Annotated in this window: 1 protein-coding gene; it reads right to left on the bottom strand. The window is 77.5% G+C overall.

Features of this window, described 5'->3' with window-relative positions; all coding sequences use genetic code 11:
• Positions 1 to 413: 413 nt before the first annotated feature.
• The coding region (locus A0J59_RS01525; RefSeq protein WP_156532740.1) for a thioredoxin domain-containing protein at positions 414 to 690 on the bottom strand (277 nt) is incomplete at its 5' end.

The following is a 690-nucleotide window of genomic DNA, read 5'->3' as shown; positions in this document are numbered from 1 at the left end:
GAGCCCGACCAGGCCGGCCCGGCGGTCGAGCAGGCGACAAGGACGCGTCCCGCGCGCCGGACGCGCCCGAACCACCTGCCCGCGTGACGGTCCCGCGACCGGCGACTGTCCCGGCGCGGCGGTGCGGCGACCCGGCCGGTCGCGCGGCCTGGCCGGCCGCGCGGCGCGGGCCGAGCCCCACCCCGCGGGCGGTCGCCCAAGGTGAGCAACGACCAGGGTGAGACGGAGCAGGGCGGGGTGGGTGGTGGTGCCGCGTCGTGGCGGGCCTGGCGGGAGCCGCGAGGAACGAGCGGCGGATGGTAGACGCGGCACCACCACCCACCCCGACCACCCAACCCAACCACGCGCCGCCGAGCACAAGAACCACGGCTCCACCTCGCGCGACCACGGCTCTACCTCGCGCGACCGGGGTTCTACCTCGGCGCGGTCGCGGACTCGATCGCGGCGCGGAGGCCGTCGGCCGTGACGCGGCCGCGGTAGCGGGCGCCGTTGACGAACAGCGTCGGGGTGCCCTGGACTCCCGCGGCGAGGGCGTCGGCGTAGTCGCGCTGCACGGGTGCGGCGTGCTGCTGCGCGGCGTCGCCCACGACGGACGCGCCGTCGAGGCCGAGCTCCTCGGCACGGTCGGCCAGGCCGGCCTCGCCGAGCTGGTCCTGGTGCTCGAACAGCGCGGCCTGCATCTCCCAGAAC

The sequence above is a fragment of the Cellulosimicrobium sp. I38E genome (assembly GCF_001647255.1).
In the GTDB taxonomy this organism is placed as follows: Bacteria; Actinomycetota; Actinomycetes; order Actinomycetales; family Cellulomonadaceae; genus Cellulosimicrobium; species Cellulosimicrobium cellulans_E.
The sequence above is the reverse complement of the archived record's forward strand: the minus strand, read 5'-3'. Positions and strand labels throughout refer to the sequence as shown.